The sequence below is a fragment of the Cohnella cellulosilytica genome, from assembly GCF_042431195.1.
GTDB lineage: Bacteria > Bacillota > Bacilli > Paenibacillales > Paenibacillaceae > Cohnella > Cohnella cellulosilytica.
Genome location: NZ_JBHMDN010000069.1, coordinates 46584 through 69982, shown reverse-complemented (window position 1 = coordinate 69982; position 23399 = coordinate 46584). Strand labels below are relative to the sequence as shown.

Genomic DNA, 23399 nt, shown 5'->3' with positions numbered 1-23399 from the left:
AAAAAGGAGGCGTCGTCTGATCCGCTGTCGCCCCCTTTCCGTCATCTTCGTATTCGGTTATGTTGCCGGTCTGAGCAGCGCCGCGGCGACTTCGTCCAGAACCCGGCCTATCGCGATCGGCCCGTAGTAGCCGACCCAGAGCGTCGTGTTCGCCGTATACACCCGATTTTCGCGTACCGCCTCCAGCCCCCGCCAAATCGGAGTGCTTCGAAATTCGTCCGCCAACTGCAAATTGGAATCGTCCTCAAGCACGAACAGATGGTCCGCGCGCAAATTCGGCAGCGTCTCCAGCGGGATCGGAAGACTCGTATTCCCCGCTCCGGCGGTCATCCCCGGCGCGGCCAAGCCTAAGTCGCGATACAGCAGCTCCGCCGTGCGGTGCGCCGTCGTGTGCAGGCGAATGATCCGGTCGCGCGGCCTCACCAGAGCGACCGTCTTGCCGGCCAAGTGATCGGCCAGCGCCGCTTGCAGTCTCTCAAGCTTCTTCCGGTGCCGGTCCAGCAACCGTCTCGCCTCTCTCAGCTTGCCCACGATTCTGCCGATCTTCAGCAGTGTAAACCGCCAATCCTCGTTCCGGTCGAACATGAGCGTCGGCGCAATCATGGACAGCCTGTCGTACAGCTCCTCCTGGAACCTCGTGCAGACGATCAGATCCGGCTCGCACGAGAGAATCGCCTCGAGATCGGGCATCTCCTTCGTGCCGAGCACTTTGACATCGCCCAGCCGATCGGCCAGATAGGCGGGAAAAGCGGAGTTGTCGCTCGTCCCGATGACGCTGCCGACGGGTATCTCCCCGAGCGCCGCCAAATGATCGATATATTGATAGTCGAGAACGACAATTCTTGCCGGCTTGCGCGTCAGAACCAATTCTCCCTTTAAATGCGGGATCACCCGGTTTTTGCCTGAGCTGCTTCCAAAATTACTATAGCCCTGCGGCTCCGGGGCGGCAATGGCGTTTCGCGACGGGCGGGATGGGAAATGGCGACGGCGTTCCCCCGCAGCCGATCGGCCCTGCTCTCTGTACAGACCGGGCGATACGTTCTCGTGCTTCTTGAACATGCGGCTGAAATGATAACCGTCCTCGTAGCCGACCGCCTCCGCGATCTGTTTGAGCGGTACGTCCGTCTGCCGGAGCAGCGTCTTCGCCTTGTCCATTCGCAGTCGTATCAAGTAGTCGATCGGTCCGATCAGCAGCTTGGTCTTGAACAGCCGCTGCAGCTGCCGGCCCGTGCAGTTCAGAAGAGATGACAGGGATTCGAGCGTCAGCGGCTCGGCATAATGAGCCGACATATAACGGACCGCGAGGCTTACAAGATCGGCGCTCTCCTCGTCTCTTCCCGCCTCCAGCAGCTCGCCGAGCACCTCATACACGAATTGATGGAACAGCCCCTTGGCATGAAACTGCTCCAACGTCCCGGCCTGCTGCCATTGCCCGTGCATCTGCTCGACTTTCAGGCGCAGCGGGATCGGGGTGCGCGGCATCACTCCGTACTGCTCCTTAAACGGATCGCCCGGCCATCTCAGCGGAGACGGTTGGCTGCTGGACGGGTCGGCGGCAATCGCCTGGTAACCGATCAGATAATATTCGAAAACCTGCTCCGCCTGCGCGATATGAAGACTCGAGCCCCGACCGGCGTGACAGACGAAATCGCTCTCCGCTTCGTACTCCGTATCGTCGACCCTCACCCTCGCCTTGCCGCGGCCGACGTACAGGAACGTCCCTGCAGGCAGCCGATACCCTTTCACGCTTTCCCCCGGACGCACAACAAACTTCCCAACGCTATTCAACTGGAGAGCCGCATAATTCCAAGCCATCACATGACTGTGCAAATGCATATCCGTACCTCCCGCGGACGGTTGTTTTTGCTAATACGATTTTGTGATCAGTTTATCATAATGAGAACGATTATCAATAACATTTATTGCCCGCCCGCGCAATTCCGCTAATCCTTAAGCCTATATCCCCCCTTCTCACTCTCCCCTTTCCTCTCCTTCTTTTCCTTCTTTTCCTACTCTTTCTACTCTTTCTTCTCTTTCTTCTCCACCCTCCTCTTTTTACTCCCTCCACTCTCTCATCCTCACTTCCCACTCCTCCACTCTCTCCGACCCTTTTTCCCACATTTTTACTTTTGGTTTCTCTGAATATCTCCATTTCTCCTCACCTGAGTGATCTGCAGATCCCCCCATGGCTGCCGTCATGTTCGACATTGAAGGGATCTTCCATTTACTCTACAACTACTCTACACGCCCTATTCATGCGAGCATCTGTGAATTACACAACTCGCCCCATCCCCTATCTGCCATTCACTCAGGGAAAGCGAATTTGAGGTACGCAGATATTCACAAGGATGGAAAATCATATTTTACCATATCAAGGAAATACACTGCCCTCTCACCCCCGCACCTCTCTCTTCCTGCCGCCCATCTGCCATTCACTCAGGTAAGACGAATTTGAGATAGAAAAGCTTTTCAGGAGCAAGAAAAATCACAAAAATCCCTAAATTTATGCAAAATAATATTGAAACAGGAACAAACGTTTGGTAAAATGAAGGGGAACAAACGTTCTCGAAGTGGAGTGGAGGGAAGATTATGGCGTCCATTCGCAGGTTTATGGCTCTTTTTCCGGACGAGCAGTCTTGTCGCGATTATTTGTTCTCTCTTCGTTGGCCGCGGGGCTTTATTTGCACCAAGTGCGGGGAGATGCGATACTGTCTGATTAAAACGCGGAACGTGTACGAATGCGCCAACTGCAAGACGCAAACCTCCATTACCTCCAATACGCTGATGCACCGCACGAAGCTGCCTCTCCGCTACTGGATGGTCGCGCTCTACTGGGTCGCTTCGGGCCAGCGCTGCTCCGCCCGCAAGCTGGCTCGGACGCTCCTCATCCAACAGCGCACGGCCGAGAGATTGCTGCGCAAGATCCGGCTGGCCATGCACAAGTCGGAGCCTACGCTCCTGCTCGACTTCTGGAACCGCGAGAAACGCTCGGCCCAGCAGCCAATTGTGCGCCGGGCCATGCAGAAGATGTATCGAGAGGCTCGCGCCTTTATTCGGCGGTATTACGGTAAACGCGTGTCCAAATGGAATCGGCTTTACTATTATTATGAGTACCGTTTCCGGAGCAACTATATGCATCATTTCACCGGCGCGCTCTCCGGTCTGATCCTTGCTTCCTGCACAACGATTTACACGCTAAACGAGTATGGGAGACTCCGAGAACGGAAAAGCGCCTCGTAGACGAAGGTCTCTCTGGGCCTTCTTTAATAGATACCCGATCGCAAAAAAACGCCCCTGCAATTGGCAGAAGCGTCTTTTTCCGGCCGAAGCCGGGTTATTTATACAGTTATACGACTAAGATTTCCGCCGGATTGCCGCACCATTCGCAATGCTCGGGCGGGGTCCAGGCCGAGAACGCCGTCGTCTGGAGATTGACCAGATCCGGCGCGTCCTCGTATTCGTCCACGAATTTATCGATCGCCAATTCCACGTGCTCGCGGCATACGCAATACATTCGGTTAGTCCTTTCCAACTCGCAGCTTCTGTTTCGTATGGCCGTCGGCGCTACTCCTGCTCTTCCGCTTTCTCTTCAAGCTTCACGTCCAACGTCTGTTTCTTGCCGTCCCGGTAATAAGTTACTTTCAGCGATTCCCCGATTTTCTTGTCGTTATACAAATATTTGCGAAGATCCAGCGTGCTCCCGATCGCTTGGCCGTCCAGCGCCACGATAATATCGTTAAACGCCAGCCCCGCTTCCAGCGAAGGACCGACCGATTCCAGCACGATCACGCCCTTGGTCACTCCGTCCGGTACGACCGGATCGGCAGGAGTGAACGCTTCGCCATCCTCCCCGCCCTCGTCCTCCGGCCACTCCTCCTCCGGATCGTCCAGACCTCTCATCTCCAGACTGTCCAGATACAGGCCGAGGTTTATCGTGTAGACGCCCATATAAGGGCGGGAGACTTTACCTTTCTCCATCAAAGCGTTCAACACGGGCAGCGCCTGATCGATCGGGATCGCGAAGCCGATTCCCTCAACCCCTCTCTCGGCCACTTTCATGCTGTTGATCCCGACCAGCCTGCCGTTCAGGTCGACCAGCGCTCCGCCGCTGTTGCCCTGATTGATCGCGGCGTCGGTCTGAATGACCTCCTGCTCCCAATCGTAGTTGCCGTCCTGATTGATCGACACGGGGATGATCCGGTTCGTCGAAGAGACGATGCCCTGCGTCAGGGAATCCCCGAAGCCCAGCGGGTTTCCGACCGCAATGACCATCTCGCCGACGCGAAGCTTATCCGAATCGCCCAGCTCCACGACCGAGTCGATGCCTTCCCCGCTCACTTCCAGCAGCGCCAGATCGGTAACGATGTCCTCCCCGACGATTTTGGCTTTTTTCCGCTCTCCGCTCACCAACACCGCCTGAATTTCTCCGGCATCCTGAACGACATGAGCGTTCGTCATGATGTAAGCCTTGCCGTCCTTTTTCTGAAAAATAACGCCCGATCCCATACTTGTATTATATGGCAGCTCACCCTCTTCGAAATCTCCCGCTTCCTGCAGCTCGAGCGCCTGGTTCGTCAGATTGATGATGCTCACAACGGCCGGCCGAACCTTCTCGGAAGCCGAGATGATCCGCTCGGACGTCTCGATATACCCCGGGCCCTCGACAATCGCCGGTCTAGCCTCCGGCTGGGAGTCTTCCCCGCGGCCGAACGCCAGGAAGAGCCCGGCGACCAGGACAGAGCTGGTCAGCGAAGAGATCAGCACGATCCGCGGCGTCGATCCCGGACGGAATCTGGACGTTCTCGAACCGGAGACCGGCCAGCTACGCGAGCGCCGCCTCACCCGCGTGGAAAAGAAATCATCATCGAACAAACCCATGGCCCTGCACCGTCCTTCTCTTGGGGAACTGTTCGTTCCCTCTCTCCGCTGCGACTTCCTCTTATCTATTCTAGCTAATTGCGGCTCGTCTAATCACGTAATCTCCGAATTCATAGGAATGTTTTTTTCGGTTTTGACTAGAATAGTAATAGAATCCATGAGGACAAGCAAGTGGTTTCCCCTCATCTTACGCATGTAAAGAAAGGAAGGATATCCAATGAAAACAGCTGATTTCGGCTGGCGGTTCCTCGACCTGGCTTCCCAAGTATCCGAGATGAAGCACGACAACTACAAGCAGCTGCTTGCCCTCAGCACGCTGATCGAGCTTCTGGTCGACAAGGGCATTCTGACTCCGGAGGAAATTCGGCAGAAGGCGTCCGATATGGAGACCGAGCTGAATCGGCAGCTTCTATTATAATTTCGTTCTTATCCCACGATATCCCATGGCGTCGGCCGGTCGTAATAAGTATCGCATAACGCAAATTCGTGCTTATGATAGAAATATCCGTTGTTCTCTAATACTGTATTCACCGTCAGTTTGGCTAAATCCATCAAGTTGTGCTCCTGACTGAGATGCGCAAGATAGACCCGCTTCAGCCTGCCGTTCAACAAGCTGCACAGCGCCTCCCCGGCCGCCTCGTTGGAGAGGTGGCCCATATCGCCCAGGATGCGCCGTTTCGTATTCCACGGATATCGGCCCATGCGAAGCATATCGACGTCATGGTTGGATTCGAGCACCATCACGTCCGAATGCTGCAGCTGCTTCATGACCTTGTCGCTGACATAGCCAAGGTCCGTCGCCAGGCTCAGCTTCGCCCCGCCGGCCTGAAAGCAATAGCCGACCGGCTCGACCGCATCGTGGGAGATGGCATACGATTCGATCCTCAGATCTGCAATCTCCATCACGCTGTCGGTCGGAAGAATTCTCCGGTTCTCTTCGGGAATTTCGCCCACCGACTTCCGCATCGCTACCCACGTCTTCTCGTTGGCATAGATCGGCAGTTGATGCTTGCGGGCGAAAGCGCCCAGCCCTTTAATATGGTCGGAATGCTCGTGCGTCACGAAGATCGCACTAAGCTCCTGCCCGGAAATCTCTCTTTCTCTCATCAGCTCTTCTATTTTTTTGCCGCTCAGTCCGACGTCGACCAGCACGCTCGCCGCATCCGTAGACACGACGGTCGCGTTGCCGGTCGACCCGCTGGCCAGCACCGTGAATCGAAGTCCCATAATCGTTGTCTGTTCCTCTCCCAGGCTTGAAGCCGTTTCTCCCCGGTTCGCGCGTCTACGGATTGGCCGGCTCATCGCTCTTCTCCACCGTCACCTCGGCGCTGATCGCGTTCACGTAATACACCTCTTCGCCATTTTCCAGCAAAACCCTCCAAGAAGGCGTAGAAACCTGCTCTTCCAGCTCGTCGAAAATTTCTCCGTGATAGCCCAATCGAATTTCCTTGATGACCGAACCCGCGGGCAGGTTTCTCTCAATGACCTTGGCCAGCGCCTTGGCGGCCGGAAGCACCTGCTGGTCCTTGGCTCCCGCCAGCGGCTTGACCTCGATCAGATCCTGCGAATAGGCGCGGATTCTCTGGTCACTGTAGAACAAATTCAGGTGGATGTCGAACATCGGCCAGCCGCCTTCCATCCGGTTAAAGACGAAGTAGGCGCCTTCCCGGCTGCCCGGCTGGTCGAGCGCGTATTTGTCGAGCTCCGGCACGATGCCGCCCAGCACCTTGAGCAGTTCCTCTCCAAACACGATTCGCGTCTCCGGAGGGGAGACGATTTCCTCCCTCCCGGCGTCTCCATGCTCCGCGCGCTGTTTAAACGTGTAGCTGATCTCGCGCATGTTCGGAGTTTCCGTCGGGATCTTGGCGTTGTCTTCCACTTGAATGTTGTTTTCCCGCATGAACTGAATCGTCTCCGGAGGAAGGGACGTCCAGTTGACCGCCGTATTCAACCGTTCGCGCCAATCGTTCCACAGTTGATAGCCCAGTACGATATTCAGCAGCAGAAAAGATACGATCAGCACGCTCTTGGCCCGTCTCCAGTCCATCCCGTTCCTCCTTTCTCGTCTCTCGTTCCGGTTATTTCGCGGCTCCCTCGATGGAGGCCGAATCGGCCGCGATCTTCACTTCTCCGCCCGTCAGCCTGATCGCCCATACCGGAACGAGGGAGATCGCGTTCTCCTTTATCTCCGGACGGAAAGCCGGGAATAACGCCTCGATGTTCCCTCCGGATAATTCCACGTTCTTCAGGAGCGCGCGCAGCTCGCTGCCCGCCGGCAGCTTCCTGACCTTCTTGTTCGACACTTCCTGATCGAGCAGAACCAACGAACGGGCGTAGGAGGTAATGAGTCCCCGCTGCAGCGTCATCTGGATGTAGCCGAAGTTCATCGTTGCGCCCGGTACAACCGGAGTGTCCCGATAATACTGCTGAAAACGGATGTTGGCATTTTCCTTGACCGGATCCGTTCCTTGGATCAGCGCGTGCCTGGCGTTCCATCCGCCGTGTTGATTGACGAAGTCGACCGCGGCGATGACGTTCTCGGCGAGCTCGTCGGCGCCTTCGGTCGGGGCGACCGGGTCCGTGTAGGACAGCCAGGTTCCACCTTGCTCGATCTTCATCGCCCGCTTGGCGTCGTTGTAGAACGTGCCGTTCGGAATCGTCCTCACGCTGCTCGCGTCGGTGAACAAATTGTCCTGCATCTGCTCCGCGGTATACCGGTCGTACGACACCTCCATGGACAGCATGCGGGTAATCGGCTTCTCCGGAATGTAAAGATCTTCCCCGTAGACGACGTACGGGTCCCAATATTGTCCGAAGCCGACATAGCCTTCCACGTCGCCCACGGTCAAATCCGCTTTCTGCGCTTCGTACACGTTGCGGCCGTCCGAGCTGAAGAAGTACGTGCGTACTTCGTCCCGAAGCTTGCTCGTGTAAATCCAGATCCGGTCGATCGAATCCCGGGAGAACAGGAAGTCTCCGTCGATCTTGAACACCCGCTGCAGCAATTCAAACGGAATCGCGCGCCCGAACCGCAGCTCGACGCCCTGGTTCTCCCGGGCGATCAGATCCCAGTCGACCGCGTTCACCGAGTCGCGCTGCAAGCTCTTGAATTCGCGGCTCATCAGCTTATCCAGGATCAAATTGTAATACGGAACGGTGCTCGGGTAGAACACCGTGTGCTTGTCTGCGCCCAGATGGACGACGAGCTGCTCCGGGAAGATCAGATCCTTGACCTGCAGGTTCGTGCCAAGAGGCTCGGTCTTCACATAGTTCAGCTCGGTCTTCACCTTGGCTTCCATAAAAGGTTTGCTGTAGGCCAGCAAGTAGCTCTGGTAAAGACTGATGACGACGAGCAGGAACAGCAGCACCGATTTGCCTTTCTCGATCATGCGCTCTCACTTCCTTCCGGCACGATCGGCAGCAGCAGCGTCACGACGGTTCCGACGTTCGTCTCGGAATCGATCGTCATCGAGCCTCCGTGCGCGCGCACGATTTCCCGGGCAATGGAAAGTCCCAGCCCCGTGCCGCCCATATTCCGCGAGCGAGCTTTGTCGACCCGGTAGAACCGTTCGAAGATGCGGGGAAGGTCCTTCTTCGGAATCCCGATCCCGGTGTCCTTGATCGCGATTGCCAATTGCCCGGTCTCGGTCGTTCTGGCCGTGATGTCGATCGAGCCGCCGTCCAGCGTATACTTGATCGCGTTCGAGACCAGGTTGTCCAGCACCTGATCGATGCCGTCGCGGTCCAGCCGGGCCGTCTTCCTTGTCTCCTCGACCTTCACCGATACGGTGATGGCCTTCTGTCTGAGCTGGAAAGAGAACCGGTCGACGACCTCCTCCAGCATCTCCAGCAGGTCGATATTCTGGCGAATCAGCTGATTGCGCCGGGAATCGAACCGGGACAGGTGCAGCAGATCGGTCACGAGCCGGATCATCCGTTCCGTCTCGCTGCGAATGACGCCGACGAACCGGTCGGCCAGCGGCGGCTCGTCCAACGCCCCGTCGCCCAGCGCCTCCGCGTAGCTCTTGATCGTCGTCAGCGGCGTTCTCAGCTCGTGGGAGACGTTGGCGACGAACTCCCGCCGCGACTGCTCCAGATTTTCCGACTCCGTAACGTCCTGCAGCACCGCGATCGCTCCGGCCACGCCCTTGTCCCGGCGGCGGATCGGCGTCAGCGTCACCCGATAGATCTGGTTCTCCGTTCCGTCGTCGGTCTCGCGGTGCAGCAGCATCGACGATTCCATGCCCTGCAGCGTCTCCGCAATCGGCTCCTTGCCGATCCCGAGCGCCTCGGACAGCGTCAGCCCGCCCTTCGCCTCCAGACCCAGCATCGCCCGCGACCGGCGGTTGGTCACGATAACGCTGCCTACCTCGTCGGTGGCCAGCACGCCGTCGCTCATGTTGGAGAGGATCGAAGCCAGCTTCTCCTTCTCTTCCTCGTTCACCGCCAGCGCGTCGCTCAGCCGGTCGGTCATCTCGTTAAAGGCGATGCTGAGCTGGCCGATCTCGTCCCTGCCGAACACCGGCACCCGCTCGTCGAACCGTCCTTCCGCTACCGCGCCGGCCTGACGGGTCAGCGCCTTGATCGGGGAGGTGATCGTGCCTGCGAGCAGCACCCCGAGCACCGCCGTCAGTCCGAGCGCGATGAGCGTCGCCGAGACGAAGATGCGGTTGATGTTCTCCATCGTCTGGTACAGCTCGTTCATCGACGCGACGATGTAGACCGCTCCGACGATTTTGTCTCCGCTGAAAATCGGCTTGGCGATCACCTTGTTGCGAACGCTGTTCTCGTCGATGATCTCTTCCTCGTTGTTCCGCACGCCCTGGAGCGCCCGGCTGACGAGCAGAGATGTATTTTTTCTCCCGATATAGGATTGATTGTTGTTGGAGGTGGCCAACACCTTGCCGCCGGCGTCCAGCACCTGCACTTCGGCTCCGCTGCTCGTGAAAAAGTTGCTGACCAGGTTGCTCAGCGTCACCTCGGCTCCCGTCTGCAGGCTTACTTCGCTGCCCGAGTTCGAGGTGGAGAGCATCGTCGTCAGCAGATTCGCCTGATCGTTCAGGTTGCCGGAGAACGAGTTGGTCAGCGAGGTTTTCATCGTGCTGATGAAGTATACGCCGATGAGCTGCACCGCGATCAGGATGAGCAGCAGCACCATCGCAATCAGCTTGATCTGAATGCTGCGGAACAGACGAACGCCTCTCATCCGTAATACCCGCCCGCCGTCTTCGGATTTCTCACCAGGTAGCCCAGCCCGCGCCGGGTCAGAATAATCTCCGGACGGCTCGGATCGTCCTCGAGCTTCTCTCGCAGACGACGAATCGTCACGTCCACGGTGCGCACGTCGCCGAAATATTCGAAGCCCCATACCGCCTGCAGCAGATGCTCCCGCGTCATGACCTTGCCGCTATTTTTCGCCAGGTAATGCACGAGCTCGAATTCCCGATGGGTCAGATCGAGGGGCTGATTGTTTTTATACACCACATACATATCCGTATCGATAAACAAATTGAACAGCTTGATGCCCTGACGCTCGGCTTCCGGCTGCGCTTCCTCGTCCGAACGGGGAGCCTCTACCTTGCGCTGCCGGCGCAGATGGGCTTTCACCCGCGCGAGCAGCTCGCGCGTTCCGAAAGGCTTCGTCACGTAATCGTCGGCCCCGAGCTCCAGCCCGAGCACCTTGTCGATCTCGTTGTCCTTGGCCGTCAGCATGATGATCGGCGTAGACAGACGCGTCCGCACCTCGCGGCATACGTCCATGCCGTCCTTGATCGGCAGCATCAGGTCGAGCAGAATCAGATCCGGCTCTTCCTCGAACGCCAGCCGCACCGCCGCTTCCCCGTCGAAGGCGCAGACGACCTCGTAGCCTTCCTTCTCCAGATTAAACTTTAGAATATCCGCAATCGGCCGTTCATCGTCGACGACCAGAATTTTGCCCAGCATACGTCACCGCCTCCCGCTTCTCGGAAGCTAATCCTGCTTCTATCTTACCATAACGCAGGCAAAGACCCCAATGGCGTTATATACAAGGACATCTCGTCTAATCCGGAGCTCCGCAGGGCTGTTCCGCTTGATCGTGTCCACCTGCTGACGGAACCGGTTCTTTTCGCATCGGGCGGCCTGTGCCGCGCTTGCGCACGAATAAAATTAACCCGCGAAGCTTGTTGGCTTCACGGGTTTTTCGCTTGTCGAGGCTCTTACGTTTGCTCTTCTTTAATGTACGTTTTCACGGAAGGCGGCTGATAGGCCCGGAACTTGTCCAACAAACCCGTCGGGCTGGAATCGGAGAGAACCATGGGCGCGTACTTATCCTGGAGAAACTGCTGCTCGTTCATATGGCGGAAAAACGCCAGCAGCAAATCGAAGTAGCGATCGACGTTCAAAATACCGCAAGGCTTCCCGTGCAGTCCAAGCTGGGCCCAAGTAAAAATTTCGAAAAACTCCTCCATCGTCCCCGGACCGCCGGGCAGCGCGATAAATCCGTCCGCCAGCTCGGACATTTTCATTTTTCTCTCGTGCATGGAATTAACGACGATGAGTTCCGTTAGGCCGCGATGAGCGATCTCTCTGTCGTCCAGCATCTTCGGAAGCACGCCGATCGCCTTGCCTCCGGCTTCCAATACGGCATCCGCGACCGTTCCCATAAGCCCCACGCTCGCTCCTCCGTAGACAAGCGTAATTCCCTGCCGAGCCAGTTCTTGTCCAAGTTCAATCGCACCTTCCCTATAAGAAGGCCGCGCCCCCATCCCGGAGCCGCAAAATACCGCAATGCTCTTCATCTTTATCCCTCAAATCCGAATGATATGCTCACAATTAGTATATAGGAGCGGAATCGGCAATTCCACTTGGATGCTCAAGGCCAAGTTTCGGTTCTTCCTCAGAGAAGTTGAGGATCTGCTTCAAAAGCGAGTTCTCAAACTTCTTGATGCCTATCAGGAAGCCGCAAGTGGAAATACTACACTTGAACCTTGACTTTGGTCAAAGTATCCTTTACATTTTAATCACCAAATGAATTACTTTCGTCGATGGAGCGGTCCACTCTGGATAAAGGGGGGCCGCTCCTTTAGTTTGTTCACAATATTTCAGGAAGCGGCGCCTCCTTGAGCGATTATGATATGCCCCCCATGATATAATAAATTCAAGACATTCTAGCCGATAAAAAGGGGGAGTGCATATGCAATGGAAACTTCAGGATGCAAAAAATCGATTGGGTTCGGTTGTTAAAAAAGCGACAGATGAAGGCCCCCAAACCATCAGTGTGCGGGGAATCCCCGTTGCTGTCGTCCTTTCTATGGAAGAATATCATCAACTAACGAAGCCCAAAGCCCGTCAATTCCGCACCTAAGACACCGTAAGCCGGCTACTGCTCAGACATCACCTCCATTATCAAAGAAGCCCCAAGCTTGAAGCCATGCTCGAACGAAGCGGCTAAGTCCATTTCGATGGTCTGGACGCGCAGGTCGATCAGATTCTGCAATTGCTTGAACTCCTCCTCGGTTAACCGTTTCTTCCATTCGTCCATTCCATCTGCGATCCTGCGTCCGATCTCACGGTAAGCTGTATTCTTCGTTAGGATTTGCGCAACAGGACATAAATCTCCGTTATATAGCTCCTGTAATATGCTTTTCATTTTCCCACGGCCTCCCACAACTTGTTATGCTCCCACCCTATCCCCATTTTAAATTTATGCGAAAAACGCATAAAAATCAATATGCAATTTCCGCATACCCTATGATGGCTATGGGTGATATTGAATGTTCGCACGAATTAGAGCATTACGAGAAGATAAGGATTGGACTCAGAAAGAAATCGCCGATCTGTTAAAGGTAAATCAAACCACCTATTCAAGATATGAATCCGGCGATTTGGATTTACCAACCTCAGCGCTGATCAAACTGGCCGACCTCCATCAAACCAGCATAGATTACCTGTTAAATCGAACAGACCGTAAAGAGCCTTATCCGCCTAAAAAGAAATAAAGAGCCGCACGCCTGAAGCTACAGGCTGCGGCTCTTCTTATGTGCGAAGCTGCTTGAGTTTATTTGAGATAACTGGTCGGGTTTTTCAGCTTGCCGTTCAGGTGGACTTCGAAGTGCAGGTGAGTGCCGGTAGAGCGTCCCGTGCTGCCCATGATGCCGATGACGTCGCCCTTCTCCACGATCTGCCCTTTCTTCACCTTAACGCTCTTCATATGCCCGTAGACCGTCTCGAATCCGTTCTGATGGTTGATGATTATCGCATTGCCGAGTCCGCCGGACTTATAGCCCGCGAATTCGACGACGCCTTCGTCGGCGGCCATAATGCTGCTCTTGCCGATCATGTCGATGCCGTTGTGCATCCGTCCCCAGCGAGAGCCCATGTAGCTTGTGATGCGCGCACCGGAGACCGGCCAGATGAATTTGCCGGAGCCTTCGCCGCGGATGACTTTGGTTCCCTTGAGGATAACCGTAGGAATGGGTTCCTTCAATACTTTGCGGGCGATCTGCTCCTCTTCGATCAACGCTCCGTTGCGCTTGAGCAAGCGGTAAGTGACCTGCTGGCTGCCCTCCGTGCCTTCCTTAAGCACCTTCTGCTGGCCCAGCTTCATCGAATCGCTCTTCTGATATTCGATCGGCGGCTCGATCGCTTCGATCTCCGTGACTTCCTCCTCCGAATTTACATTCAGGATCGGGGGCTCCTCCTCGGATAAATCGAGCACGTCGCCGATATTAATAAGATCATTCTTGATCCACGTATTATTCTTGTAGATCAGCTCTTCGGAGATATTCAGCTTTGCTGCGATGCAGCCGATGCAGTCGCCTTTCTTGACCGTGTATTTCCGCGGGATCGGCTCGCCCTCGGTCAAGGTCTTGAACAGCTCGTCCGGATCGGACAGCTCGGCGGCGTCGATATCGTCCTCGACCGTCTCGACCTTCTCGGCGAAGGAGACGGAGGTTACGATACGCGTCGGCGCGGCATCGGCCTCCGATTCGGCTTCCTCGTCGGAAGCGGACGCGTTCAAGGACAAGGAACGAACCTCGGCATCGCCTTGCTTGGCTACAAGCCTGGCGGGAACATATTTGTTCTTCACCCGCTGCAGCAGCTTCTTCGCGGTCGCTTCGTCGCGAACGACGCCGACCGTTTCTCCGTTGACGACAACTTTAACGCCGACCGCATGGGTTTCAAGCATGCCTTCAAGACGATTCAGCGTCGCCTCATCGTCGGTCTTCTTCTTGTAAGCCCTTTCAGCCGTGTAGGCGACCTGATTGTCGTTCAGCACCAGATGCGCGGGGGTATCGGCATGCTCCAGCTCCTCCGCTTTCGCCGCGACCAATTGCTCCACTTTGTCTGGACTGCTGATCTCTCCCGCTACTTCGCCGTTCACGAGAACCTTATAGTAATCTACTTTGTTCGCTTCCACATATTTGATTCCCGCGGCTCCCGCCACGATAGCGACGGCAATGCTGCATGACGCTATGATAATCGGCTTGCGATATTTGTGTATGGGATGAGTTCCTTGAGTCTTTGTCTCCGTACCGGTGTTTCCGTTCCTCTTCGCGAATCGAACGAACCGGAAGGTTTGCCGCGCTGCGGCAAGGATTTTCCGGATCCGATCCGTTCCCCTGAAATCGGCCATGATCTTCCCCTTTTCCCTTGCATTCGGTGTTTCGTATTCCCGGTTATGGCGGTTGCTTGTACCTCACTTTAGCATAGGTCTTAGGTCTCTATCAACCGTTTGGACGCATTAGAATTATGAAAAATGGAAATAGCCGCCGGTTGACAAACCCGGCGGCGATCGTTTTTAACCTCGTCCCATAGCCTGTGAAATGCTATTCCTCCGGGCTTAGTTCGCCCTGGAGAAGGCTCATCATCTGCGTATATTCCTCGTCCGTAAGCGCCGATTGCAGCATCTCCTGCAGGCCGGTCAGCTCCTCGTCCGTTAAGCCGTCCTGTAGATAATTCGACAATTTCCCCAGCTCTTCGGGGGTCAGCTTCGACACAACCAAGGCGTATAAGGATTGCCGCTGCTCGTCGGTCAAGCTCTCGATGGAAGATTCGTCTCCGAACACCGGCAAGGCGTCTTCCGGCGGATTCTCCACCGTTTCCTCCGGCGTCGCTCCGGCTGGCTCCGGCGGCGGGACGGCCTCGTCCGTCGCCTCGACTTCGTCCGCCCCGTTCCCGCTCCGGCCGCTCTCGTCGTCCGAAACCGATTGCGACGGCGGTCCGCTCTCGCCCGGCGTTTCCGCCGGCCGGTCGGCCGCCTCTTTCACCGGAGGCCGCTCCGCGCCCCACAGCTTGCCCCATACGCCCGACAAAGCGAGCGGCTGCACCTCCAGCGGCAAGTCCAACTGCTTGAGCACCGACTCCATATAGCTATTAACGATATAGCCGGTCGTCCATATGCACAAGAAGCTGAGCAGCAAAGCGGTCGCGACCACCCGCAGCGCCCAGCTGATCCACTTAAACATTCCGTACCTCCTAAAGGTCTGCTTCGAGTTTCATAGTTTTTAGTATGGGCAAACCTCCTTGCAAACATTCATATAGCAGCAGCGGCAGGCATAAACGGTTTTCTTCGCTCGCTGAAAAGGAGGAATTCGAATTTAACAAGGATGCGGGAATGTACATAGGCAAAGCGAGGCATAGGGCAATTCGCAAGGCGTAGCAAGGAAAAAAAGCGTCGGAAGGAAGCACGGACCGACGCCCGCGATTTCGATGTAAAAAAGTGCAGGGTCTGCCCGGATAAGAAAGAGGGGCTCGAACAATTGAGGCGGACGACGGGGCAGCGAGGCAAACCGTGACGCTCCGGCACCGTTTGGCCTCGCTATCCAGCGTCTGAGTCGCAGGCTTACTTATCCGCCGGGGCTCATAGACGAACAATCTGTCCCGCCGGAATTTCAAGCGGTTCGTCCCCCACGCCCACCCATACCGAGATGGCCGAAGGATTATGGATGATCGTGCAGTCCGATGAAAACCGCAGTCCCTCCAGCGCTTTCGCATAGGCGACGACTTGGGCATTGGTGGCGTACCAGACATCGTCGCGGCCGCCGACGCGTTCCGCGAATCGATCGATCAAGTCCCAGTTGCCGTCATTTTCAAATTCATAGCTGTGGCCCCATACATAAAACAATCTCGGTTTGTTGTATTTAGACGGTTCAAGAAAGGCGTCGACGAGCTCCATCGCCGTCTTATGATGACAGGTCGGATGCCAACGCAGCGGAGCCTCCGGCATCCGGAACTCGCCGTGGCTGGCGGTCGTCCGCGCATATTCGATCCCGAGAGCCGGCAGCATGGCAACGACGCGGTCGCTATACGTCCCGAAAGGGTAGCTCATGCCGCGCACCGGATACCCGACCAACGCTTCCAGCGCCTTGCGATCCGTCAGAATCGTGCTTGCGACTTGATCGGGCGGCGACTGCTCGAGGAATGGATGATCCACCGTATGCGCGGACACCTCGTGTCCGGCATACAACGAGGCCACTTCGTCCGCATGGATGTAGCCGTCCCTGCCAAAAAAACCGGAATTCAGATGGAACGTTCCTTTTAATCCGTATTCGTTCAGTTTCTCCACGAAACGCCGGTCGTGATCACGGCCGTCGTCGTAGCTGAGCGTCAGCGCCTTGCGGACCCCGCCCGGAAAATAATTGTAATAAACGATCATCCTCAGCATCCTCCTCGTGCATAATCAATTTCCCCTGGCGCGGTATTTTCCAGCCGGGAAAACCAGGCCTAAAGACCCATTCAAACTGGGCAATATCAACAATCCATTAGAGCTATACGATGGGGCGTGCAGATAGCCGTGTCGCGCACGGAAATGTTGCAGGACTCTGCCGAATCTGGACGGACTCAAGGCGGTGCGGGAAAGCTTGCCGGGCGCCGCTTCATTGCGCCGAGCGGCCGAGCCGGAAGGGAGCTGTCGTCTCCGTCGCCGAAACGATGATGCGAGAGCTCCTCCGGATCGTTTATTCGGCCGTCCAGCCTCCGTCGATCGTCAGAGCGGAGCCCGTCATGAAGCCGGAGCTTTCGGACGCCAGATAGACGATTAAGCCGGCGAGCTCGGTCGGCTGGCCCCACCTTCCAACCTTCAAGCGATCCAGAAAATATCGGTTCGCCTCGGGATTGTCGATGACGACCTTGTTCATGTCGGTGGCGAAGGGACCGGGGCACACGGCATTTGCGGTAATGTTATGCTCCGCCCATTCCAGCGCCATTACCTTCGTCAGCTGGATCAGCCCGCCCTTGCTGGAGCAATAGGCGGAGCGCTCCGGAAGCGCGACCTGTCCGAGCATGGAGGCCATGTTGATGATTCTGCCGTATTGCCGCTTGATCATATGAGGCGCGGCGGCCTTCGCACAGAGGAACGGGGCCTTCAGGTTCGTGGCCTGCACAAGGTCCCAGGTCTGCTCGTCATACTCCAAAATCGGTTTGCGAATGTTAATGCCTGCGTTGTTGACCAGAATATCGAGGCTTCCGAAGCGCCCGACCGCCTGTTCGACCGCGCGGCTGACGCTGCCCTCGTCCGTTACTTCCACGGCGATGCCGACAACTTCTCCTCCCGTATCCCGGCTTAAGGCCTCCGCCGCTTCCGCGGCCTTGCGCTCATCCCGGCTTGTGATCGCTACCTGAGCTCCCGCTTCCGCCAGCGCCCGGGCGATTGCCAGTCCGAGACCTTGCGTTCCTCCGGTGACGAACGCCGCCCGGCCCGTCAAATCAAATGCTTCTGCCATCCCTCTCAGCTCCGTTCTCGTCTTGTTGATCTACCGACTCCCCCCTTACTTCGCGACGAGGTCCGAATCTTCCTTTAACCGGATAGACAAAGAAGGGGTGTGTGCCCCTGGAGACTGCCTCATACGCCCCTGAAATCACCGATTAACGGGTTATCATTCTCATTTCAGGAGCGTATAGCAGCGGAAGGAGGCACATACCCCTTGCACCTTGTTCATCGATTATCTTTCAAGCAGCTTAGTTGGCTTATGGGACAGCCCCTGTTGCGCTTACCCGTTTAGATTCCGTCGATCCATTGACTTACTTTGTCTTCGTTGGCCTCGACCCACTTCTTGGCCGCTTCCGTCTCGTCCGTGCCGTTGTAGATATCGACCATGACCTCTTCCATGTCGGCCGGCGTCCATTCGAACTGATCCAGGAATTTGTAGGCGTCCGGGTGATCGTCCTTCAAGCCCAGCCGAACAAGCGTATGAATTTGCTCGTCGCCGCCGTACACGTTCTTCGGGTCCTCCAAATATTTCAGGTCCATCTCGGCGAACATCCAGTGAGGCGTCCAGCCGGTAACGACGATCGGCTCTTGATTGGCGTAGGCGTCCTGCAGAACTTTGGCCATCGCCGCGGAAGAGCTCTCCAGCAGCTTCCAGCCGTCCAGGCCGTATTCCTCGATCGCCTTGCTCGTCGCGATCATAATGCCCGCGCCGGGCTCGATGCCGGTGATCGTATGGTCAAGCGATGCCGCGACGTCCCCGTTCAGATCCTCGATGGAGGAGATGTCCATGTAAGTCGGAACGGTCAGCCCAACCTTCGTGCCGTCGAGATTAACGCCGAGGTCCTCGAACTTGTCCTTGTTCGGCTCATAGTAATTTTCCCCATGCGTGCTGGGCAGCCACGCCGCTACCATCGCGTCGGCGCTGCCGTCCGCGATGCCCAGATACATCGGACCGGCGTCGACTTGAAGCATGTTGACTTTGTAGCCCAGCTTGCTCTCCAGCACGTTCTTCACCACGTTCGTGCTGGCGATTTCCGAGTCCCAGGCCACATATGCGAGCGTAATCTCCTTATTCGTCGCCGGGGAACCCGAAGCGCCGCCCGAGGCTCCGCTTTCGTTATTGTTCTTGGAGCACCCCGCAAGCGCCAGGGAAAAGATCAGTACGGCTGCCAACAATAGATTTACGCTTTTTTTCAATTTCATCACGTTCCTTTTCGTTTATTCTTGACTAGATTTTGCGTGATCCGATCCAAAATGATCGCAAGCACGACTACGGCCAAGCCCGCTTCGAAGCCGACTCCCGTCTTGGCCTGGGTAACGGCGCGGTACACGTCCGCTCCGACTCCCTGCGCCCCGATCATCGAGGCGATGACGACCATGGACAGCGACAGCATGATCGTCTGGTTGACCCCCGCCATAATCGTCGGCGCGGCAATCGGCAGCTGCAGCTTAACCAGCTTCTGCAGCGGCGTCGAGCCGAACGCGTCGGCCGCCTCGACCAGATCGACCGGCACTTGGCGAATGCCAAGGTTCGTCAGCCGAATCGTCGGCGGGATGCCGAAGATGACGGAAGCGATCACTCCCGGCGCGACGCCCAGGGAGAAGAACGCAACCGCGGGCAGCAGGTAGACGAACGCCGGCATCGTCTGCATGAAGTCGAGCACGGGCGTTACGATCTTCTGCACCCGGTCGCTGCGAGCGCAAGCGATTCCCAGCGGGATGCCGAGCACGATGGAGATGATCGAGGCGACCAGGACGAGCGCTAGCGTCTCCATCGTGTTCTCCCAGTAGCCCAGGTTATAAACCAGATAGAGGCCGAGCAGCGTAAACAACGCAATTCTCGTTCGACCGATCCAAAATGCCAGCGCGGTAAACAATACGATCAACAATAGCGGGGGAACCGCGTTAAACCCGTCCGCCAAACCGTTCACGGTCGAACCGATAAACGTCTTGATGCCTTTGAACACCGGGCCGGCGTTCCCCTCCAGCCAGGACTCGATCGCTTCGATCCACTTGCCGATCGGAATTTTCGGCAGATCGAAGATGGACAATCCGTACGTCCTCACGTCGCCTCACCCGCTCCCGTTCGGTCGCCGCTGCCGCTTAAGGCGGAGAGAACCGCTCCCCGAATAATAATGCCCAGCAATCTGCCGCGGTCGTCGACGACCGCGACCGGAATTTTCGCGGAGCTGACGGCGTCGAACAATTCGCTCAGGTGAATGTCCGGCGCCACCGTCGTTATTTCCCGCACGAGGATATCCTCCAGCCCTTTGCCCGTCTTCACCGCTTCCGACGACGCTTCGGCGGTCACGGCCCCGATCAATTGGCGGCCCTTGTCGACCACGTACAGGTTCGAGATGCCCCGGTCGCGCATGAGCTGCAGCGCCACTCTGGGGCCGCGATCCAGTCCGATCGTCTCGGCGCGCACCATAACATGGGAGGCGGTCAGCACCTTGGACAGGTCGACGTCCTCGACGAAGCGCTCCACATACTCGTTGGCCGGGTCGGTCAAAATCTGTTCCGGCGTGCCGACCTGAACGACCGCGCCGTCCTTCATCAGCGCGATCCGGTCCCCGATGCGCAGCGCCTCGTCCAGATCGTGGGTGATGAAAATAATCGTTTTCTTCATGGACGCTTGAAGCTCCAGCAGCTCATCCTGCATTTCCTTGCGAATGAGAGGATCGAGCGCGCTGAACGCTTCGTCCATCAGCAGAATCTCCGGATCGTTCGCCAGGCCGCGGGCAAGCCCCACTCGCTGCTGCATGCCCCCGCTCAGTTCGTCCGGACGCTTCTGCTCCCATCCCCCCAAGCCTACGAGCTCCAGCGTCTTCTGGGCCTTGGCCCTGCGCTGCTCCTTGGGCATGCCCTGGACCTCCATCCCGTATTCCACGTTCTCCAGCACCGTACGGTGAGGAAACAGGGCGAACTTCTGGAACACCATGCCGATCGTCTTGCGCCGTACCTGGCGAAGCTGCTCCGCGTTCAACTGTACGATATCCGTTCCGTTGATGAGCACCTTCCCGGAGGTAGGTTCGATCAGACGATTAAGCAGACGAACCAGCGTCGATTTGCCGCTCCCGGACAAGCCCATAACGACGAAGATTTCTCCGCGCCCGATCGTGAAGCTCACGCGGTTGACTCCGACCGTCAGCCTGGTCTCTTTCGCGATTCGCTCTTTCGTCCAGCCTTGGTCCAGAAGCCGGAGCGCCCGCTTCGGATCGCTGCCGAACACTTTCGTTAACGCTTGAACCTCAATCATCGCCTCCAACGCATATCCCCCTTTCGTATGTTCTCATCTTTCTCATCTACAGCCGCTTTTACAAGTGTAGACGTCCAATCTTGTCAGGGTCAAAACGGCTGTGCCTCCGTATAGTACGTACAGTTTTAACTTTACACACTTTATTTACTGTATGCTCCCGTTTCCTCAAACATCCTCCCGAACCGCATTCTTTACTTACGATCGACTCTTTTCTACAATAGGAGTCAGGCATCATTGACCGCCCATGAACAGGCGAAGGATAGGAGTGTACGGCATGGCGACTTTCGAGGGACTATCGGAAGAGCAGATCAAAATTATAGAAAAATCGCGCCGGCGCGTTGTGGATTCAATCGGCAACAATATGGACCTGTACGGGGTAACTACGTCGATCGGCCACTTGTACGGCATGATGTTTTTTCACGATGGAGCCGTTACGCTGGACGAGATGGGCGAGGAGATGGGCCTGAGCAAAACAAGCATCAGCACGGGCATGCGCACGCTGGTCGATCTGAAAATGATCAGCAAAATATGGGGGAAAGGCTCCCGAAAAGATCTGTACGAGGTCGAAGAGGATTGGCACCAGAATTTCGTGGATTACTTCTCCATCAAGTGGCGCAAGTCGATGGAAATGAACATATCGGCGCTGAACAAGTCGATGATCGAGCTGCGCAAGCTGCGCGAGACGAACCCGGACAACGAACGGCTGGGACAGTTGATCGATTACGATATGGCGAAAATGACGCATGCCCTCCAATATTACAAGTGGCTGGACCGTTTCATTGACGCGCTGGAATCGGGGGATATCTTTAGTTGGGTTCCTAGGGAAGTTGAATAGAAAATCGGAGTTTCTTTGGAGGGCGAAAGCCCTCCATATTTGTAGGTCCAACAGTGAATGGGGCAATGCGGGGGATCGAGGTAATCTTACGACAGCTTGCCCGTCAGCTTCTCTTCGGCTTCTCTAATGTCGATTACGATTCCTTCTGGACGCGGCTGCAGTCTTCGAGCGCTGCCAAGAGAAGCTGGCGCAATTGCTCCGGATGCTTCACGTCAAAGATTGTCGCCGATAGCCGCTCCAGCACCGCAATTTCTTTAATTTGCCGCAAGGCAGCCTGCAGCTCCGCTGCCGATTCCGGAAAACAAGTCGCCACATATTGACACAATAAGTCGATCTTTCCTTCGATCTTGCCTTCTTCTATTCCTTTCATCCATCCCTTACGCTCATACGAGATCATGACTCGCATAACCCCCTCCTCCTCTCGCGGCTCCAGTTCATGGAGCTCTTGCCGCAATTGTTGTTCTTCCCGTTCCGTTAGCTGCAAGTACGTTTCGAAAAAGCCGGCGATCATCTGTTCTCTGGCCGGATCCAGTTGCAGACGCGCGATCATCCGAAAGCATTCCTTCTTGACTTGCACGCGATCCTCTTCATTATAGTGCATTTTGCTTAAAAGCGCAGCAGCTACCGGGTTGTCGCGGCTCGCATATTCACGCCACTGCAGCTTGCGCAGCTCAAGCGAATAATAACGAAAACGCAGCACATCGAGAAAAGGCAGCGTGACATTGAACTCCTCCGGCTCGGTCACTCGCGGATAACCGTCATAGCTGAAGATGGCGATGGGCACAATACGACGGCGATACTTCTCATACAAGCGGCTGAAATACACAAACAAACGCTCGGGGAACTCCGTCTGCCGCTTCGCTTGCGATTCCGGGTGAATGATGATCAGCCCTTCTTCGCCCGCATCTTCACCCCGCAGCTTCGTCTCGACAAGCAGATCGACTTTCCGCTTTTCCCCGGCAGTCACATCGGTGAACACCTCCTGCTGCAGAAACTTGACGTGGCCAAAATCAATCGCAGCCGCAACTTGCGGGAAGAACAGTTCGATAAAATCCTGAAAAAAGGTAGCAAGCAACTCCTTAAATAATCGATCATGATCGATAGGCGGAAGAGACTGTTCCTCCATCTTTCCCTCAACTCCCTTCAGGACGCAAAAAAACGCAAATCCGCGACGGTATCCCGCCAATCAGATTTGCGTGCTTCGCAAATAGATTCGTTTATGGCTCAATTGTATCGGAAGCTCCCAGCGTCACATTTTCCGTCAGCTGCTTCCCCCATCGACATCGATCCAGTCGTCGTACAGCTTCGCTAATATTGATTACGATTCCTTCTGGGCGCGACTGCAGTCTTCGAGCGCGGCCAAGAGAAGCTCGCGCAATTGCTCCGGATGCTTCACGTCAAAGATTGTCGCCGATAGCCGCTCCAGCACCGCAATTTCTTTAATTTGCCGCAAGGCAGCCTGCAGCTCCGCTGCCGATTCGGGAAAACAGGTCGCCACATATTGACACAACAAATCGATCTTTCCTTCAATCTTTCCCTCAATCTGTCCTTCAAGCTTGCCTTCTTCCCTCCCTTTGATCCATCCCTTGCGCTCATACGAGATCATGACCCGCATTACCCTTTCCTCCTCTCGAGGCTCCAGCTCATGGAGCGCTTGCCGCAATTGTTGTTCTTCCCGTTCGGTTAGCTGCAAGTACGTTTCGAAAAAGCCGGCGATCATCTGTTCTCTGGCCGGG

The 23399-nt window shown here is 56.2% G+C and carries 25 protein-coding genes; 5 read left to right on the top strand and 20 right to left on the bottom strand.

Going from position 1 to position 23399, the window contains the following annotated elements; translation table 11 throughout:
• Window positions 1-57 precede the first annotated feature (57 nt).
• A complete protein-coding gene (locus ACFFT4_RS30600) occupies window positions 58-1836 on the bottom strand; it encodes an ABC transporter substrate-binding protein (RefSeq protein ID WP_378052923.1) in 1779 nt (592 codons plus the stop codon).
• Window positions 1837-1909: 73 nt separating this feature from the next.
• A complete protein-coding gene (locus tag ACFFT4_RS30595; protein ID WP_378052922.1) occupies window positions 1910-2152 on the bottom strand; it encodes a hypothetical protein in 243 nt (80 codons plus the stop codon).
• Window positions 2153-2589: 437 nt separating this feature from the next.
• Here ACFFT4_RS30595 and ACFFT4_RS30590 point away from each other — a divergent pair, with 437 nt between their 5' ends.
• The gene (locus ACFFT4_RS30590; RefSeq protein WP_378052921.1) at window positions 2590-3240 is read left to right on the top strand and encodes a transposase; all 651 of its coding nucleotides are present in this window, start codon (window positions 2590-2592) and stop codon (window positions 3238-3240) included.
• Window positions 3241-3346: 106 nt separating this feature from the next.
• On the opposite strand, the gene ACFFT4_RS30585 is transcribed toward ACFFT4_RS30590, so the two are convergent.
• Complete coding sequence (locus ACFFT4_RS30585; RefSeq protein ID WP_378052920.1) at window positions 3347-3514, bottom strand: CxxH/CxxC protein; 168 nt, start codon at window positions 3512-3514, stop codon at window positions 3347-3349.
• A 50-nt stretch (window positions 3515-3564) separates the two neighbouring features.
• Complete coding sequence (locus ACFFT4_RS30580; RefSeq protein ID WP_378052919.1) at window positions 3565-4878, bottom strand: S1C family serine protease; 1314 nt, start codon at window positions 4876-4878, stop codon at window positions 3565-3567.
• A 217-nt stretch (window positions 4879-5095) separates the two neighbouring features.
• Between ACFFT4_RS30580 and ACFFT4_RS30575 the strand changes: the two genes are divergently transcribed.
• Complete coding sequence (locus ACFFT4_RS30575) at window positions 5096-5296, top strand: hypothetical protein (protein WP_378052918.1); 201 nt, start codon at window positions 5096-5098, stop codon at window positions 5294-5296.
• A gap of 8 nt (window positions 5297-5304) precedes the next feature.
• Here ACFFT4_RS30575 and ACFFT4_RS30570 read toward each other — a convergent pair whose 3' ends face one another.
• The 6 genes from ACFFT4_RS30570 to ACFFT4_RS30545 form a co-directional block, all read right to left on the bottom strand.
• Complete coding sequence (locus tag ACFFT4_RS30570; RefSeq protein ID WP_378053061.1) at window positions 5305-6105, bottom strand: MBL fold metallo-hydrolase; 801 nt, start codon at window positions 6103-6105, stop codon at window positions 5305-5307.
• A 55-nt stretch (window positions 6106-6160) separates the two neighbouring features.
• Entirely contained in the window at window positions 6161-6925 is a 765-nt protein-coding gene (gene yycI / locus ACFFT4_RS30565) for a two-component system regulatory protein YycI (RefSeq protein WP_378052917.1), read from the bottom strand.
• A 31-nt stretch (window positions 6926-6956) separates the two neighbouring features.
• Window positions 6957-8267: a YycH family regulatory protein gene (locus ACFFT4_RS30560; protein WP_378052916.1), complete on the bottom strand. Its 1311-nt coding sequence runs from the start codon at window positions 8265-8267 to the stop codon at window positions 6957-6959.
• Window positions 8264-10084, bottom strand: a complete 1821-nt coding sequence (locus tag ACFFT4_RS30555) for an ATP-binding protein (protein WP_378052915.1) — start codon at window positions 10082-10084, stop codon at window positions 8264-8266. The genes ACFFT4_RS30560 and ACFFT4_RS30555 overlap by 4 nt, the downstream gene beginning before the upstream one ends.
• Window positions 10081-10821, bottom strand: coding sequence for a response regulator YycF (yycF, locus tag ACFFT4_RS30550; protein ID WP_378052914.1), 741 nt, complete (start codon window positions 10819-10821; stop codon window positions 10081-10083). Before yycF ends, ACFFT4_RS30555 begins: the two co-directional genes overlap by 4 nt.
• 254 nt (window positions 10822-11075) lie before the next feature.
• Window positions 11076-11657 (bottom strand): LOG family protein, encoded by a 582-nt coding sequence (locus tag ACFFT4_RS30545; protein ID WP_378052913.1) that lies wholly within the window; start codon window positions 11655-11657, stop codon window positions 11076-11078.
• A gap of 395 nt (window positions 11658-12052) precedes the next feature.
• On the opposite strand from ACFFT4_RS30545, the gene ACFFT4_RS30540 reads away from it, so the two are divergent.
• A complete protein-coding gene (locus ACFFT4_RS30540) occupies window positions 12053-12223 on the top strand; it encodes a type II toxin-antitoxin system Phd/YefM family antitoxin (protein WP_378052912.1) in 171 nt (56 codons plus the stop codon).
• 15 nt (window positions 12224-12238) lie between these two features.
• Here ACFFT4_RS30540 and ACFFT4_RS30535 read toward each other — a convergent pair whose 3' ends face one another.
• Window positions 12239-12508 carry a DUF6809 family protein gene (locus ACFFT4_RS30535; RefSeq protein ID WP_378052911.1) on the bottom strand — a complete coding sequence of 90 codons (270 nt, stop codon included), beginning with the start codon at window positions 12506-12508 and terminating at the stop codon, window positions 12239-12241.
• Window positions 12509-12632: 124 nt separating this feature from the next.
• Between ACFFT4_RS30535 and ACFFT4_RS30530 the strand changes: the two genes are divergently transcribed.
• The gene (locus tag ACFFT4_RS30530; protein ID WP_378052910.1) at window positions 12633-12857 is read left to right on the top strand and encodes a helix-turn-helix domain-containing protein; all 225 of its coding nucleotides are present in this window, start codon (window positions 12633-12635) and stop codon (window positions 12855-12857) included.
• Window positions 12858-12916: 59 nt separating this feature from the next.
• Here the strand turns inward: ACFFT4_RS30530 and ACFFT4_RS30525 are convergent, their stop codons facing one another.
• The 7 genes from ACFFT4_RS30525 to ACFFT4_RS30495 all read right to left on the bottom strand — a co-directional run bounded on the left by ACFFT4_RS30525 (window position 12917) and on the right by ACFFT4_RS30495 (window position 20828).
• Window positions 12917-14278, bottom strand: coding sequence for a peptidoglycan DD-metalloendopeptidase family protein (locus tag ACFFT4_RS30525; RefSeq protein WP_378052909.1), 1362 nt, complete (start codon window positions 14276-14278; stop codon window positions 12917-12919).
• A 409-nt stretch (window positions 14279-14687) separates the two neighbouring features.
• The gene (locus ACFFT4_RS30520; protein ID WP_378052908.1) at window positions 14688-15326 is read right to left on the bottom strand and encodes a hypothetical protein; all 639 of its coding nucleotides are present in this window, start codon (window positions 15324-15326) and stop codon (window positions 14688-14690) included.
• 395 nt (window positions 15327-15721) lie between these two features.
• Window positions 15722-16516, bottom strand: coding sequence for a polysaccharide deacetylase family protein (locus ACFFT4_RS30515; protein ID WP_378052907.1), 795 nt, complete (start codon window positions 16514-16516; stop codon window positions 15722-15724).
• 301 nt (window positions 16517-16817) lie between these two features.
• Entirely contained in the window at window positions 16818-17582 is a 765-nt protein-coding gene (locus ACFFT4_RS30510) for an SDR family NAD(P)-dependent oxidoreductase (RefSeq protein WP_378052906.1), read from the bottom strand.
• A 275-nt stretch (window positions 17583-17857) separates the two neighbouring features.
• A complete protein-coding gene (locus ACFFT4_RS30505) occupies window positions 17858-18772 on the bottom strand; it encodes a glycine betaine ABC transporter substrate-binding protein (protein ID WP_378052905.1) in 915 nt (304 codons plus the stop codon).
• Window positions 18772-19635 carry an ABC transporter permease gene (locus tag ACFFT4_RS30500; RefSeq protein WP_378052904.1) on the bottom strand — a complete coding sequence of 288 codons (864 nt, stop codon included), beginning with the start codon at window positions 19633-19635 and terminating at the stop codon, window positions 18772-18774. The genes ACFFT4_RS30505 and ACFFT4_RS30500 overlap by 1 nt, the downstream gene beginning before the upstream one ends.
• Complete coding sequence (locus tag ACFFT4_RS30495; protein WP_378053059.1) at window positions 19632-20828, bottom strand: quaternary amine ABC transporter ATP-binding protein; 1197 nt, start codon at window positions 20826-20828, stop codon at window positions 19632-19634. Before ACFFT4_RS30495 ends, ACFFT4_RS30500 begins: the two co-directional genes overlap by 4 nt.
• Before the next feature lie 274 nt (window positions 20829-21102).
• Between ACFFT4_RS30495 and ACFFT4_RS30490 the strand changes: the two genes are divergently transcribed.
• The gene (locus ACFFT4_RS30490) at window positions 21103-21663 is read left to right on the top strand and encodes a GbsR/MarR family transcriptional regulator (protein WP_378052903.1); all 561 of its coding nucleotides are present in this window, start codon (window positions 21103-21105) and stop codon (window positions 21661-21663) included.
• A gap of 133 nt (window positions 21664-21796) precedes the next feature.
• Here the strand turns inward: ACFFT4_RS30490 and ACFFT4_RS30485 are convergent, their stop codons facing one another.
• Complete coding sequence (locus tag ACFFT4_RS30485; RefSeq protein WP_378052902.1) at window positions 21797-22789, bottom strand: RpnC/YadD family protein; 993 nt, start codon at window positions 22787-22789, stop codon at window positions 21797-21799.
• Between the two features lie 192 nt (window positions 22790-22981).
• The coding region (locus ACFFT4_RS30480) for an RpnC/YadD family protein (protein ID WP_512699945.1) at window positions 22982-23399 on the bottom strand (418 nt) is incomplete at its 5' end.